Source organism: Pseudomonas moorei, assembly GCF_042846945.1.
In the GTDB taxonomy this organism is placed as follows: domain Bacteria; phylum Pseudomonadota; class Gammaproteobacteria; order Pseudomonadales; family Pseudomonadaceae; genus Aquipseudomonas; species Aquipseudomonas moorei.
Map to the genome: position 1 here is coordinate 4356294 of NZ_AP035776.1, position 15182 is coordinate 4371475.

At 60.4% G+C, this 15182-nt stretch carries 12 protein-coding genes; 4 read left to right on the forward strand and 8 right to left on the reverse strand.

Features of this window, described 5'->3' with window-relative positions; genetic code table 11:
• Nucleotides 1-31 precede the first annotated feature (31 nt).
• The 4 genes from ACGJAX_RS20710 to ACGJAX_RS20725 all read left to right on the forward strand — a co-directional run bounded on the left by ACGJAX_RS20710 (nucleotide 32) and on the right by ACGJAX_RS20725 (nucleotide 7451).
• Nucleotides 32-1996 carry a hypothetical protein gene (locus ACGJAX_RS20710; protein ID WP_390955951.1) on the forward strand — a complete coding sequence of 655 codons (1965 nt, stop codon included), beginning with the start codon at nucleotides 32-34 and terminating at the stop codon, nucleotides 1994-1996.
• Nucleotides 1997-2351: 355 nt separating this feature from the next.
• Nucleotides 2352-3548, forward strand: a complete 1197-nt coding sequence (locus ACGJAX_RS20715; RefSeq protein ID WP_390955952.1) for a pertactin-like passenger domain-containing protein — start codon at nucleotides 2352-2354, stop codon at nucleotides 3546-3548.
• Nucleotides 3549-3915: 367 nt separating this feature from the next.
• On the forward strand, nucleotides 3916-5109 hold the full coding sequence (locus ACGJAX_RS20720) for an aminotransferase class I/II-fold pyridoxal phosphate-dependent enzyme (protein WP_390955953.1): 1194 nt from the start codon (nucleotides 3916-3918) through the stop codon (nucleotides 5107-5109).
• A gap of 149 nt (nucleotides 5110-5258) precedes the next feature.
• Nucleotides 5259-7451, forward strand: a complete 2193-nt coding sequence (locus ACGJAX_RS20725; RefSeq protein WP_390955954.1) for a fibronectin type III domain-containing protein — start codon at nucleotides 5259-5261, stop codon at nucleotides 7449-7451.
• Here ACGJAX_RS20725 and ACGJAX_RS20730 read toward each other — a convergent pair.
• From ACGJAX_RS20730 to ACGJAX_RS20765, 8 genes are all read right to left on the reverse strand, one after another.
• Nucleotides 7448-8422, reverse strand: a complete 975-nt coding sequence (locus tag ACGJAX_RS20730; protein ID WP_390955955.1) for an NAD(P)-dependent oxidoreductase — start codon at nucleotides 8420-8422, stop codon at nucleotides 7448-7450. The genes ACGJAX_RS20725 and ACGJAX_RS20730 overlap by 4 nt on opposite strands.
• Nucleotides 8423-8443: 21 nt before the next feature.
• Complete coding sequence (locus tag ACGJAX_RS20735) at nucleotides 8444-9742, reverse strand: MFS transporter (protein WP_247255703.1); 1299 nt, start codon at nucleotides 9740-9742, stop codon at nucleotides 8444-8446.
• 101 nt (nucleotides 9743-9843) lie between these two features.
• Nucleotides 9844-10830 carry a PfkB family carbohydrate kinase gene (locus ACGJAX_RS20740; protein WP_390955956.1) on the reverse strand — a complete coding sequence of 329 codons (987 nt, stop codon included), beginning with the start codon at nucleotides 10828-10830 and terminating at the stop codon, nucleotides 9844-9846.
• A complete protein-coding gene (locus ACGJAX_RS20745) occupies nucleotides 10823-11605 on the reverse strand; it encodes a TIM barrel protein (RefSeq protein ID WP_390955957.1) in 783 nt (260 codons plus the stop codon). The genes ACGJAX_RS20740 and ACGJAX_RS20745 overlap by 8 nt, the downstream gene beginning before the upstream one ends.
• A gap of 165 nt (nucleotides 11606-11770) precedes the next feature.
• Nucleotides 11771-12796 carry a substrate-binding domain-containing protein gene (locus ACGJAX_RS20750; protein WP_390955958.1) on the reverse strand — a complete coding sequence of 342 codons (1026 nt, stop codon included), beginning with the start codon at nucleotides 12794-12796 and terminating at the stop codon, nucleotides 11771-11773.
• Nucleotides 12797-12935: 139 nt separating this feature from the next.
• Nucleotides 12936-13544 (reverse strand): LysE family transporter, encoded by a 609-nt coding sequence (locus ACGJAX_RS20755; RefSeq protein ID WP_390955959.1) that lies wholly within the window; start codon nucleotides 13542-13544, stop codon nucleotides 12936-12938.
• 52 nt (nucleotides 13545-13596) lie between these two features.
• On the reverse strand, nucleotides 13597-14436 hold the full coding sequence (locus ACGJAX_RS20760; RefSeq protein WP_390955960.1) for an AraC family ligand binding domain-containing protein: 840 nt from the start codon (nucleotides 14434-14436) through the stop codon (nucleotides 13597-13599).
• A 76-nt stretch (nucleotides 14437-14512) separates the two neighbouring features.
• Nucleotides 14513-15154: a DUF1345 domain-containing protein gene (locus tag ACGJAX_RS20765; RefSeq protein ID WP_247255698.1), complete on the reverse strand. Its 642-nt coding sequence runs from the start codon at nucleotides 15152-15154 to the stop codon at nucleotides 14513-14515.
• Nucleotides 15155-15182 lie beyond the last annotated feature (28 nt).

Consider the following 15182-nt stretch of genomic DNA (forward strand, 5'->3'; position numbering starts at 1 on the left):
GCGCTTGGTTATGAATACGGAGAGCGCCAACATGGCTGGTTCAGACAAGAAAGAGCAGCAACTGAGATCAAAGGAGTCCGTATCCGGCGGCGCACAGCCGCTGATAGTCCAGGACCCTGACGTGTCGCATTTTGTATTGCCGGGAACGCCAATTGGGCTTATTCCCCGGGTAAAACTCAATACAGACCTGACCACGACGATTACCACATGGCCGCAACTCCCCGATCCCGGCGATACCGAACACTACAGGCTGCAGATTGCCCGAGCGGGCAGTAGTGAGTGGGCGATTCTTGACGAGCATTCCTATACGGGCGGGGACACCTGGGTGCCGCTGGACTTTACCATCAGCAGCACGTTTTTACTGGATCCGACCCACGAGGGGCCCTTCGACCTGCGGTACGAGCACGAGAACTTCGTCGGGATCAAGGACTGGTCGAATCGCGTTCGTATCCAGATTGACAAGGTTCCGCCCAATGGCGCGGCCCCACCGCAGAAAATGATATTCACCATCAAGCCGCCTATTACGGACCCAACCTTTGGCGCGAATGATTTTCTGGAGGCCACAATTCCCCTGTGGGAGGGTGGCGAGTTAATTGACGTCAAAGTCGCCTATGCCTGGTTAAAAGGGGAACTGCCCGAAGATCCTACTGACATTCCACTCATCCCTCCGCAGGACATCGTTCCTGGCGGCAAGGTGAGAATCCCCAAGGACAAGTTCATCGAGGCCGGTGACGGCCTGTGCTGTGGCGGCTATGTCCTCATCGACAAGGCCGGCAACATCAGTGCGCTGTCTCTGTACGAGTTGATGTCGGTGGCGCTCGACCCGCTGCCACCCGCGCCGTTGCCAAAACCCACGGTAGCGGATGCCACTGGCGGCGAGCTGCGCCGCGAAGACATCGTTAACGGCGGTGTTTTGGTGAATGTGCCGCAAGTCGACAAAGGCAAGTCCACCGACACCCTCGTGATCAAGTGGAAAGACCAGGAGCTTAAACCCGGGACACCGGTCGGTGGCAATCCCGCCAACGGGATCGATATCTTTGTGCCGTGGAGCATGATTCGTTCAGCCTATGGCAGCGCAACAGGGCCGATTGACATCCCCGTGAGCTATACGTGCCTGCGCGGTGTAGAGCCTTTTGTCTCGGAAATCGAAACGTTGATATGCAACCTGTCCAACACCGGGCCGGGCAACCCCGATCCGAACCCCGGCAACCCTGCGTTGAAGAAAGTCAGGATTCTCGGCAAGTCAAACGTCGAAAACGTCATCATCAAAAGCGATGAAGACGAGGACATTGGTGCAGAAATAGAACTCGTCGCACCGCTGGCAGACGGTGACACCTATGAGGTCAAGTGGAACGGAACTTCGATCGGTGTGCCCTATGTCATCGACGTCGCCAATGACAAAGCGGGAGACATCATCAAGATCGCGCTCGATTGGGACGTGATCCGTGGCGAAGGCCCCAGTGCCGCGATGCCGGTCTGGTACGAACTCTCCAACCCGGCCCATGCAAACCCGCAAGAGCCTGACCCTCGTACAGCGGTGCAGATCGACTTCCTGGTCCTGGAGTTGCCGGAAGCCGTTGCGCAGCATGTCAATCCTTCTGGCATCGTGACCTGCAATTCACTGCGCTGGAACAGTGGGGCTACTTCATATGGCATCGAGTACTTGATCCCGCCGAGCACTCACTTGAAGGCAGGCGACGACGTCGACGTGGAGTGGAAGGGCTATACCAGCTTTGCCTCTCCCGTATTGGTACCCGCCGCCGGGAAAAAACACACCTTCACCAATATCACCGAGGTGCAGGCCAGAGATGGAATTATCTGGCTCATCGAACCTTACGCCACGCATTTGTTGCCCATTTGGTCCAGTACTGCGCAGACGGGCAAAGGCGAAGTGACCTACACCATCAAAGGTAAACCTGCGGCCTCTACTCCCACCAACACGAGAGTCGTCCTGTCCCAGGGTGAAGGGAGTTGCAACATTCCCGACAAGCCTTGACGTGCACCCGTGAGAGTCGCTTGAACGGAAGAAAACGGATGTCGCACGGGCAGCCGTTTTCTTCTGTGGGATTTTTTGCTGTGTAGGATTTCTCTCGGATAAGTCCTACATACAGTCGGACTGATGCTCTATAGCCTGCGCCACTTTGTCTTTTCTCCTACAAAAAGGTGCCTACATGTCCTCGGTTCAATTGTTCAGGTTGCATCCGCTGTCTTGTGCATTAAAGCTGCTCTCCATCACGCCTTTTTTGTTGATCAGTGAAATGGGGCACGCAAGGGTTTTGGTCCCCGAAGAGACTCTCGACATTGACGGTAATACCGCGGTTGATAATTACGTGTTGAATGGCAATTCGACCTTGAACAGTAATGGCGGCGCGACCCGTGATATTGCGGTCAACAATTCGACCCTGAACCTCAATGGCACCGCTGTGACCGGGACACGCGCCAACGGCGTGCATTTGAATGCCGGTACGGCCAACATTGCAGGTGCCACCATTTCAAGCGACCGGATCGGTCTGGTGGTCAGTCGCGATGCGGCGGGTGCTCAGGGTTCCAGGGCAACGGTCAGCGCCAACAGCACGATCACTGGCGTGACCAACGGTGCCACGGTCAATGCCTTGAGCCTGCTGACACTGACACAATCGAAGCTCATCGGCACCGGTCCCAATGCTGCCGGTCTGCGCCTGTTCAGTGGTACCGTCGAGGCGACTGACAGTCAGATCACCGGCAGCCGAAACGGTATCGATATCAACCCGGATCCCGGTCTCAATGCCACCAGCAAACTAACGCTGAACCATACCGAGGTTGTGGGTCTCAACGGTTCGGCGATCGTCGTCGACGCCAGTACAGGGGTTCCTGCACAGACCAATATTGCGGTCCTCAACGGGTCCACCCTGTCCGCCAGCAATGGCATCCTGCTGGATGTGCGCAGAGGCTCCGCAGCGGATCTGCGGGTCGGTAGCAGCAATCTGGTGGGCGATATCGTTGCCGACGAGACCAGCACCGCCAATGTGCTGCTTGAAAACGCCGCCACCCTGACCGGTCGCCTGCAGAATGTGCAGAACCTGGGCGTCAACAGCGATGCGCGCTGGATCATGGTCGGCGATGGTCAGGTCGAAAACCTGAACATGAATGGCGGTGCCATCCAGTTCGGCAACCCCGGCGAGTTCTTCAAGTTGAACGTGGGCACGCTTTCGGGCACCGGTGGTACGTTCTTCATGCACACCGATTTCACAACCGGCCAGGTCGATACCCTGACCGTGACCGGTACGGCCACCGGCAATCACACCGTGGCGATCGATTCCAGTGGCTCGGAACCCGTGGGTGCCGGTGCCATTCCGGTCGTGCACATCGGCGGCGGTGACGCGACGTTCGCGCTGGCCGGCGGCGCGGTGGACCTAGGGGCTTTCTCCTATGACCTGGTCCAACAGAGCCCCACCGACTGGTACCTCAATACCCTCACGCGCACCATCAGCCCCGGTACCCAATCGGTGATTGCGCTGTTCAACGCGGCACCGACGGCCTGGTATGGCGAACTCAGCACAGGCACCTGACAAGGGCTGGAGGTACGGGGTTCTTATAGCGCGATTTCCATCGCTTGGAACCTGTCACAAATTACAGGTGGTGCACTTTAATCAGGCATTGGGGAAAAGGCTGTCAGTGAAAGTGCTTCGAGTTTGTAGGAGTTGTCGTTGTGTTTTTTTGTTCTACAGACCGAGCGCTACATTCTTGAATGGAAAGGCGTTTTTTATCCGGGGAGTCACTGTCGAGTGGCAAAAAAACAGAACCGTAAGGCATCGGCGGTCGGACCGATTCTCGATTCGTCGCGCAATGCCCGTCCGTCGAATGGAATGCGGTACTGGCGTGTCTCATGATTTGAGATAGGGTTGTGGCTTGGAACCCGCGCGACAGGAGAACCACATGCGCTATTCAGCCTTGACCCATCGAATCGCCGGTGACGGTGCGGCGGCCTGGCAGATTCATTACCGAGCGCTGCAATTGCGCGAACAGGGTGCCGATGTACTGCTGTTATCGGTTGGCGATCCCGATTTCGATACCCCCAGACCTGTGGTGCAGGCGGCCATCGACAGCCTGCTGGCCGGAGATACCCATTACTCTGAGGTCCGTGGCCGTCGAGGATTGCGCGACAGCATTGCCCGACGTCATCGGCGCACCAGCGGCCAGGTGGTGGACGCCGAGCATGTGGTGGTACTGCCCGGTGCCCAGAGCGCGGTGTATTCAGTGGCGCAATGCTTGCTCGATCCGGGCGATGAAGTGATTGTCGCCGAGCCGATGTACGTCACCTATGAAGGGGTCATGGGGGCGTGTGGCGCCAAAGTGGTGCCGGTGGCGGTACGTCCGGAGAATGGCTTTCGGGTCGACCCGGCGGATGTGGCGGCGCTGATCACCACAAGGACCCGTGCCATTTTGCTCAACAGTCCGAACAATCCTTCGGGCGCCAGTTTGCCGCTGATGGTTTGGCAGGAACTGGCTTTGCTGTGCATCCGACATGATTTATGGCTGATCAGCGATGAGGTCTACAGCGAGTTGCTCTACGAAGGCGAGCACATCAGTCCGGCGAGTCTGCCGGGCATGGCAGAGCGCACCGTGACCATCAACAGCCTGTCCAAATCCCATGCCATGAGCGGTTGGCGGGTGGGGTGGGTGATCGGGCCCAAACCCCTGAACGACCATCTGGAGCATCTGTCGTTGTGCATGCTGTTTGGCATTCCGGAGTTCGTGCAGAAGGCTGCGCAGGTGGCGCTTGATGAAGATCTGCCGGAGGTGGCGTTGATGCGTGAGGAGTATCGCCAGCGTCGTGACCTGGTATGCACGAGCCTTAACCATTGCCCGGGCCTTCGCGCGGTCAGGCCCGATGGCGGAATGTTCGTGATGATTGATGTGCGGCAGGCCGGGTTGAGTGCCCATCGCTTCGCCGAGCGATTGCTGGAAGGTTATGGCGTGTCGGTGCTGGCGGGCGAAGCGTTCGGACCGAGTGCGGCGGGGCATATTCGCCTTGGCCTGGTGGTGGACCAGCAGAAACTGGCCGATGCATGCCGGCGAATTGCCCTGTGTGCGACGGACTTGATGCAACCGCGTGCGGTTTTTGGCTAAACGATAAGCCCATTCCCTCAACGTTTACGCCCACTGGCAGGCACATGCATAGAAACCGCCTGCCTGCCACTATCAGTTCTGTCAGTGGTGCAACTGAAGCGAAGGGCATTTTAATAGGAGGCATGACAACCATTGCCGCAGGCTTCTGAATGAGCATCCATCAAGACGAATCAAGCATGTCGCCAGCGACTTACGTTGCGGCCCCGATCGCCATTTCCGCCACCGCGCAAACAGAGTCATCCATCACCGTTACCTGGGGCTACATGGCGGGTGGCGGGCATACCGGCACACGTTTGAAATGGAGCACCGCAGGGACGCCGGTGGGCGAGTTCGACGTGCCGATCATTGGCCTGCGCTATGTGATCAATGGCCTGAGTCCCGATACCCGGTATCAGATCCAGGCGTTCGGGCTCAAGGGCAGCGAAGTGTCGCCTGCGAGCAAAGACGTGGACGCCACCACCAAACCGGGTACTGCCGTGCCGGCACCCCCGACCAGTCTTGCCGCGACCCCAAGTAAAGACTCGATGGCACTGACCTGGTCCGGGCCTGCCGAAGCCTCCAGCTACAAACTCAGTTATGGGGTTGCGCCCAGCGGAGCGGTCATCGGCACCGCGACCTCTGCGACACGAGCCCATACATTCAGTGGCCTGAGCGCTGGCACCAATTATTACTTCGACATTCGCTCATCGAACAATGTCGGCGACTCGTCGCCGGCGCGGATTGTCAAACAGACGCTGCAAGTGCCCGCAACCCCGACCGGGCTAAGGGCGACGCCAGCGATCTCGGCGATGGACGTGGAATGGACGGCGGTCACCGGTGCCGTCGATTATGTCATTCGCCATGGCATCGAACCTGGTGGCGCGGTGACTACGCTGACGACGGGTCTACCGCGACAGTCGCTGACCAACCTGATGCAAAATACCCTTTATTTTGTGGAGGTCAGTGCCCGCAATAGTAACGGTGAGTCATCTCCGGCGCGCATTACCCAGAAGACACTCGACGGCCCGGCGCTGCCTCCCAAACCCGGCAGCCTGCACGTCATCACCACCCATGATGCTGTTACCGTCACCTGGGGGCCGCCGCAATCTGCCAATTATCATGTCAGTATGGGGATCGATACCCCTCAGCGTGAGGTGTTTGTCACCGAACCGACGCCATACATGAATCACCGCATCCAGCGTCTTCGTCCCGACACCCGATATTTCATTGAGGTTCGGGCCATCAATGCCAGCGGCGAATCGGAGCCTTCTGTCTCCAGCGCTTCAACGAAAGTATTTCAGGCGCCGCAGGAACTTTCACTTGATGAGCTCACTGACGATACGGCGCTTTTGAGTTGGCGCGCCGGTGCTGACTACACCGCCGATACGCGATACGAGGTTTATCTGAACAATGAGCGTCTGACGACGATTGCCGAACGAAGCTATCGGGCGACCGGGCTGAATGAAAACACCCAATACGAGTTCAAGGTACGGGCCAAGGGCGTCGGCAATTATGGTCTGGGCGATTACTTCTCGGCGTACAGCGTGAAGCCGTTCACCACACCGGCTTATGGCGGAGAACGCATTTGCTCGCCGGGCCATTTGACCGGCCATCGCGCCGCCACGACAGCGGTGCTCACATGGGACGAGCCCTATGCAATGTGCAATCTGTGTCCTAATGCGGTGGGCTATGAAATATCCGCTTCGGGCATCCCCTCCATCAATGTGACGCGACCGCCGTGCGAGATACGCGGGCTCGACGCCGACCGTGAATACAGATTTTCGGTACGGGCACGTGGCCCCGCAAACAACATCTCGCACCCAGCCGAGTTCGTGATCGGTGCGCATCCGGGCACACCGGTGTCGCTACAAGTCACCGCTGTGACCGGCACCAGCGCAACGCTGGTGTGGGCAGCGCCTGGCGGCACCGCGACCGTGTTTGACTATTCGATTACCTGCAATGGAACGTTGGTCGGCACGAGCCGCGGACTGGATTACGCCTTGACGCCGTTGCAGCCCGAATCGACCTACAACGTCGAGGTCCGGACTCGAAGTGTAAATGGCGGACTTTCTTCACCCGCGACGGCTACCTTCACGACCGGTGACGCATCGAATGTGCCACGCAATCTGCGGGTGACGGCCAATGGAAACCGCAGGGTTTCCATTGCTTGGGAGGCACCCACCGGGCAGGCTCCGATTGGTTATCGAGTCAAGGTGCTGACGAATTCGACAGACGTCTCGGCGACCGTGCACACACTGTATAACCTGATACCCCTGTTGCCGCTCAATATCGCTGTCTGCTGCCGGTTTGCCGACGGTGAGCTGTCCGAGTGGGTCTATGTGCCGGTTATACCCAAGGGCTAGCGCCACGCCTGCGGATTGACCAGATTAACCGGCCGCTGACCCGCCAGCGCCGCCAACAGGTTGTCCACCGCACACCGGGCCATGGCTTCCCGCGTTTCATGGGTGGCCGAGCCCATGTGCGGCGTGGCCACCACATTGTCCAGTTGCAGCAAAGGCGAGTCGTGACTGAGCGGCTCGCGCTCGAACACGTCCAGCCCGGCGGCGCGAATCTGTCGTTCGCTCAGGGCCTGGATCAGCGCCGCTTCATCCACGACTTTGCCCCGTGAAATATTGATGAAGATGGTCTCTGGACGCATCAGCGCGAACTGCCGCGCACCGATCAGCCCTTCGGTTTCAGCGGTCAGCGGCAGGGTCAGGCAGACAAAGTCGGCCTGCTGCAAGAGCTCGTCGAGGCTGCGGTACCGGGCATTGAACCGCTGTTCGACCGCTGGTTTCGGTGAGTGGCTGTGGTAGATCACCGGCATGCCGAAACCGAAATGCCCGCGCTGGGCCAGGGCTTCGCCTATGCGCCCCATGCCGATGATGCCCAGGGTCTTGCCGTGCACATCACTGCCGAAATGCGCGGGGCCGATGTTGCGGGTCCACTGGCCGTCGCGAACCATGTTCGCCAGTTCCACCACACGCCGCGCGGTGGCCAGGATCAGGGCGAACCCGGTGTCGGCGGTGGTTTCGGTCAGCACATCCGGCGTGTTGCTGAGCAGGATGCGCCGTTCGGTCAGGTAGTCGATGTCGTAGTTGTCGACGCCCACCGAGACGCTGGCGATGGCTTCAAGTTTCGGCGCCAGGTCGAGCAGTTCGGCATCCAGCTTCAGGCTGGCGCCGAGCAAGCCCTGGGCACGGGGCAGGGCGTCGCGCAGCTTGGCCAGCCCTGTGGCGTCGAGGCTTTCGATCAGTGTCACTTCAGCCTGCTCGTGCAAGCGAGCCATCAGCGATGGCGACAGTTTCTTGTATAGAACGACCTGCTTTTTCATCCGGGTTCTCTCGACATCAAATCATGGGTGGGCGGCGGTGCGACGGGTCAGCGCGACCGTGGGACGCTCCCGGTCGCTGGCGCCGGGCTTGAGGCACATCGTCAGCACCACCGAAAGCATCAGCGCGCCGCTCATCAGCAAATAAGATGCGCCGGGCGAGCCGGTGGAACTGTTCAGGTAGCCGACCAGGTAGGAGCCGCCGAACGATCCCAAGGCGCCCATGCTGTTGATCAGCGCCATGGCGCCGCCCGCGACGTTGGACGGGAGGATTTCCGGAATGATCGCGAAGAAAGGGCCGTAAGGCGCGTACATGCAGGCACCGGCAATCACCAGCAGGGTGTACGACCACCAGAAATGTTCGGCGCCCAGGGCGTAGGAACCGTAGAAAGCGATGGAAGCAATCAGCAGCGGCGGCCAGACGAAGCGTTTGCGTTTTTGCAGCTTGTCCGAACCCCAGGACACCAGCAGCATGCCGATCACCGCCGCCAGGTAAGGCAGGGCCGAGAGCCAGCCGGCTTCGATCATGTCCATTTGCGCGCCGGCCTTGAGGATCGACGGCAACCACAGCACAAAGCCGTATACGCCGATGCTCCAGCAGAAAAACTGCAGGGCCAGGAGGATGACTTTGCCGGAGCGGAACGCTTCAGCGTAGTTTTTCACTGCTTTGATGCCGACCTGCTCGGCCGCCAGGGCGCTTTCCAGATCGAGCTTTTCCTGGTCGTTGAGCCACTTGGCCTGGGAGGGACGATCATCGGCCAGACGCCACCAGATAAAGGCCCAGAGCACCGCCGGCAAACCTTCGATGATAAACATCCAGCGCCAGCTGAAATGCTGTACCAGATAGCCCGACACCACCGACATCCACAGCATGGTCACCGGGTTGCCGAGGATCAGGAAGGTGTTGGCCCGCGAGCGTTCGGCACGGGTGAACCAATGGCATAGATAGATCAGCATCGCCGGCATCACCGCGGCTTCGACCACGCCGAGCATGAAGCGGATGACCACCAGCCACCAGGCATTGGAGACAATCCCGGTCAAGGTCGCCAGGCCGCCCCAGAGGATCAGGCTGACGAAAATCAGTTTCTTCACGCTGTGTTTCTGCGCGTAGATCGCCCCCGGCACCTGGAAGAAAAAGTAACCGAGGAAGAACAGCGCGCCGAGCATCGACGACAGGCCCGGGGTGATCATCAGGTCCGCGGCCATGCCAGAGGCGGCGGCGAACCCGTAGTTGGCGCGATCGAGGTACGCCAGGCTATAGGTGATGAACACGATGGGCATGATGTACCACCAGCGGCGGGTGGCGAGCGTTGCGGTTTTCATGGTGGTGCTCCTGAGCTTGTTGTTTTTGTCGCAGCAGGTAACGGATTGTTCTTCAGTGCCTGTACTGGCCTTATCGCGAGCAGGCTCGCTCCCACAGGGAACTACGTTGGAATACGATCCAGTGTGGGAGCGAGCCTGCTCGCGATGGCGACCTCAAATTCGCTGACCATCTCGGCCCGGCTTGGCAACCCCTCCATGTCCCCGCGGCTCTGCACCGCGCGGCTGCCAATCCAGTTGGCACGCTTTACCGCCTCGGCAAAGCTGTGGTTTTCCAGGAGTGCGCTGATCATGCCCACGGCGAAACCATCACCGGCACCCACGGTGTCGACCACGGTTTGCACCGGCACTCCGGCGACAAATCCGGCATCCAGTTGCGTGCGGTAATAAGCACCGTGAGGGCCGAGCTTGATGGCGACCGCTTCGGCGCCCTGGTCGAGGTAGAACGCTGCGATGTCGGCCGGGTCTTCGAAGCCGGTGAGCAGGCGTCCTTCGCTCAACCCTGGCAGCACCCAATGGGCGAGGGCAGCGAGGCGGTTGATTTCGCTGATCATCAGTCGCTCGCTGGCCCACAGGCCGGGGCGCAGGTTCGGGTCGAACGACACGCTACGGCCGGCATCGCGCATGCGGGTCATCAATTCGAAGGACATCTGCCGCGCCGTTTCCGACAGCGCCGGTGGAATGCCGGTGGCGTGCAGGTGCCGGGCGTTGAGCAGTTCAGGCACGATCGAATGCGCCGACAAGTGACTGGCCGCCGAGCCACGGCGGAAGTATTCGACCACCGGGTCGCTGCCATCGTCAGTGCGCGACTTGAGCTGAAAACCGGTGGGGTGCGCGGGGTCGATATCGACGTGGCGGCAATCCAGGCCTTCTTTCTCCAGCGTATCGATCACGAATCGGCCCAGTGAATCCGCGCCGACCCGGCTCAGCCAGGCCACCTTGAAGCCCAGTCGCGACAAACCGATGGCGACGTTGCTGTCGGCGCCGGCAATGCGTTTGTGGAAAGCTTTGACGCTGGCCAGATCGCCGGCCTGCTCGGCGACGAACATCGCCATGGTTTCGCCGAACGACAGAATATCGATCTCAGACATGAGCGTTCTCCAGTTGCGCTTGGCCGAGTCGGGCGAGGGCGCTGACGTGTTCGTGGGTCAGTTGCACCAGGTCGTCGCCTTGCAGCGGGTATTCAACCGCTCGCATAACCCCTTGGGCCATGTGCCGCAGCAGGTGTTCCCACTGTTGCAAGTCCACGGCGGTGGGGGGGATGGCCACCTGCTTGCCGTCGGCACGACGCGTCACCGCTTTGCAGTGCACGTAACCGACGTGGCGACCGAGCAGCCGTGCGGCGCTGGCGGCCGACTGGTCTTGCCAGTGCCAGTTGCCGATGTCGAAGGTCATTTTGATCGCAAGGCGGTGTTGCTCGACTTGGGCGAAAAAGCGCTGGAACGGTTCGATTCGACCCCCGTGCAAGGTCTGGTCGTTTTCCACCAGTAACTGCACGGTGCTGTCGCCGAGCACCCGGGTCAGGGCTTGCAGGTCACCGTTATCGGTGAAATAGCCGAGCGAGACTTTCAGCCATTTGGCGCCGAACGCGTGGGCGCGCTGCAGGGCGATGATCAGTTGCGGGTTGGGTTTGGACTGCCCGGCCAACCACAGCTCCATGGGCGAGGAATACACGCTTTCGAGGCCTTGGGTCCGCGTCGCTTCGGCCAGTTGTACCGGGTCCTCGACCGTCAGCAATTCTTCGCGCCATTCAATGTGCGTGGCGCCAGCGGCGGCCAGGACGTCGATGAAACTGCCCTGGCCGCGCTGACGGACCAGATCGGCACCGTAGCTGGACAGGCTGATGGAAACGGCGGGTTTGTTCATTGTTTTTCTACCTCTGAAACCGGTTTCATTTTTGTTCAAAAAAATATCACTGCTGATTTTTGTAATGTTCTTGCTGGCCTCATCGCGAGCAGGCTCGCTCCCACAATGGGCCAGCGTTCGCCAATCCTTGTGGGAGCGAGCCTGCTCGCGAAAGGGCCGGTACATTCACCGAAGAACTCCAAGGGTCGAACCCCGGACAATCAGCCGCGCCGGAAAATCCAGCGTGCGCACCGCCCCATCATCCCCGCGCAACCGCTTGAGCAAACACTCGAACGCACTGGCGCCAATCTCCGTGGTCGGCTGGGCGAGGGCGGTGATGCCGCTGCCCACCAGCGGGTACCACTCCAGATCATCCAGGGCGATCAGGCCCACGTCTTCAAACAGGTTGCACTTGAGCTCACGCAGCGCATGGGTGCTGGCCAGTGCCGCAATCCCGTTGGCGCAGAACAGCGCTTTGGGACCCGGTCCGGGTGAGTCGAGAAAGGCTTTGAGTTGTGCGCTCAGATCGCTGCCGGTTTCGACCAGCGTGCCGCGCAGGGCCGGGCGTTGTTCGATGTGCGCCTTGAAGCTGGCGACCCGCTCGATGCGAGAACTGGTGCCGTCAAAGGGTTCGGTCACCAGCAACACATCGCGGTAGCCGCGTTCTTCAAGGTGGGCGAGGGCCATCTCGACCGCTGCGGGGTTGTCCAGGCCCACCATATCGCTCTCCAGGTGCTCGACCTTGCGGTCCACCAGCACCAGGGGCATTTCACGGTGCAGTTCGAGCAACTCGTCACGGTGATGGCCGAGGGTGTTCACGATCAGGCCTTCGATGTTGTAGGAGCGCAGCAGGGCCAGGTGCTGGCGTTCCTGTTCGTCGTCGCGGTCGGTGTTGCACACCACCAGGCTGTAGCCGTGCTGACGGCAGGCGGTTTCCACCCCGTGCATCACGGCAATTGAATAAGGGTTGCGGATATCGGCCACCAGCATGCCGATCAGGCGGGTACGTCCGCGTTTCAGACCACGGGCCATCTGGTTCGGGCGATAACCCAATTCGGCAATGGCTTGTTCGATGCGCTGGGCGATGGCATCGGAGAGCAGGGCGCGGTCGTCGCCGATGAACCGCGAAACGCTGGCCTTGGAGACCTTGGCGTGTTCGGCCACGTCGAGCATGGTCACGCGGCTGCGCTGGGCGGCGGAGAAATCGTTCACGGTCTGAAACCTTCTTATTGGATTTATCAGGTCGGGTGCGTGTACTGCACCTCTGAAACCGGTTTCAGAAGACACCAAAAGCCAATTCGCCGTCAAGCCCCGGATGAACAATTGTCCGACAGCCGGCGACGAGAGGCGCTTACCCCAGCACGCTCCACCACGCCGAACCCAGCAGCAACAGGGCCATGCCACGGTTGAAGCGTTGCACGGCCGTTGCCGAACGCAACCAGCGCGAGGACACGGCACCGAGCAGCGCCCACGCGCTCAGGCATGGCACCGAAATCACGAAGAACGCCAGGGAAAGGTAGAGCACATGGACCAGTCGATTTTCGTCTACTCCGGCAAACACACTGACCACCGCCAGCGCCATCAACCAGGTCTTCGGGTTGATCCATTGCAGGCCGGCAGCGCCCCACAGTCCAAGGCGTGCATCGGTTGCTTGAGCGCTGATGGCTTGGGCCGGAGCGCTAAAAATCTGCCAGGCCAGATAGGTCAGCCACCCTGCACCGACCCATTGCATGACGGTTTGCAAGAACGGCCAGGCCGTCAACGCAGACCCGGCCCCGGTACCCACCAGCAGCACAAGGACTGCAGCGCTGGCGCAGGCACCGAGGATGATCGGAATGGCCGCCGCCACGCCGAACCGGGCACTGTTGCTCAGCAGCAGAATATTGGTCGGGCCGGGCGTGATCGCGGCGACAAAGGCAAACAGCAGGAAGGGCAGTAACGTCGGAAAAGAGGCGAACATCGCGGGCAAACTCCGGTGAAGATCTGTGAAGTCGATCTTCACAATCCCGGCGTTACCTGTCTGGAAGATTTGAGCAGCGCTTGCGGTACAGCGCCGGTGTCAGGCCGTAGGCACGGACGAACCAGCGGCCGAGATGACTCTGGTCGGCGAAGCCCAGCGTCATGGCCACCGCCGCCGGATGTTCGCCCTGGGCCAGCATTCGCCGAGCCTTGGCCAGGCGCAATTGCACGAGATAGGCGTGGGGCGCGATGCCATAGGCGGCCTTGAACGCACGGGTCAGGCGGAAACGGTCGACGCCGGTAGCCGCAGCCAGTTGATCGAGGCCGATGTCGTACTGGGCGTTGGCGTGCAGGTATTCCCGGGCTTTCTGCGCCACACGGGGCAGGCGTGGGTCTTCGCCATAGCGGGTGCGCCAGTGCAAATGGCAGGTCAGGCGTTCGAGCAAACCATCCAGGGCGGTTTGCCGGACGATTTTCAGTTCGCCGCGATGCAGGGTTTCGAAGGCCAGGCTGGTGGCCTGAGCCAGGCGTGCGTCGGTTGCCAGGGTGTTGGCGAAGCTCAATTGGCCGTGGTCGGGGGCCTTGTCGAACACGGCGGCGAGTTCGCGCTGCAACCACTGTGGGTCGAGGTACAGCATGCGGTAGGTGAAACCGTCATCGGTCGGGGCTTCGCCGTCGTGAATGTCTCCCGGCTCGATCAAGAACACCTTGCCCGGTGTGCTTTGGTGCCTGGTACGCCGGCAGTTGAATTGCTGTACACCTTGCTCGGTCACGCCGACCAGATAGCTGTCATGCCAGTGCGGGTCGTAGGCGTGCCCTTCGAAATGCGCACGCAGGGTCTCGATGCCGGTGTCGGCATCCTGGGCCAGGTCGATCCAGTTGTGAGACGTCATGCTGCACCTGTGGGGCGGATTGCCGAACGATTTAACCCCGCGCCAGCCTCGAAACCTAGAACGTTTGTGCAGCTTGTCAGCTGAACAGCCCGGCGGCGATGTTGATCGAAAACCCGAGAATGGCCGTGTTGAACAAAAACCCGATCAGCGACTGCGCCAGCACGATCTTGCGCATCTCACGGGTCGCCACGCCCACATCGGACGTCTGCACCGCCACGCCGATGGTGAAGGAGAAGTACAGGAAGTCCCAGTAATTGGGGGTGGTCAAACCCTCGGCAAAGCGCAGCGCCGGCTCCTTGCCTTGCCAGGTGTAATACAGCCGCGCGTAATGCACGCTGAAAATCACCCCGATCAACAGCCACGAACCGATCACCGTCAACGCGGTGAAACCGTAATGCAGAAGTTTGCGGGTGGTTTCCAGGTCCTTGCTGCCGGCCAGTTCGAAGGTGATGGTCGCCAGGCTGGCAATCGCCGCAATGCACACCACGAACAGCACCAGCCCGGCGTTTTCGTCTTCGATGTCGGCAATGCGTTTGACATCCGCCGCTTTGGAGCGCACGACTAGCCAGGACATCAGGATCAGGTAAGTCCAGACCCCGGCATTCCAGCCGATGAGTATCTTGCTGATGACCGAATCGGCCGGAACCAGAATGCCCGCCGCGATGCCCAGTGCCAGGGCGGTGGACAGGCGAGGGTGGGTGTGGGTGAGGAAGGGCATGAGCGCTCGATGGGTCGGGGTAGTGCCA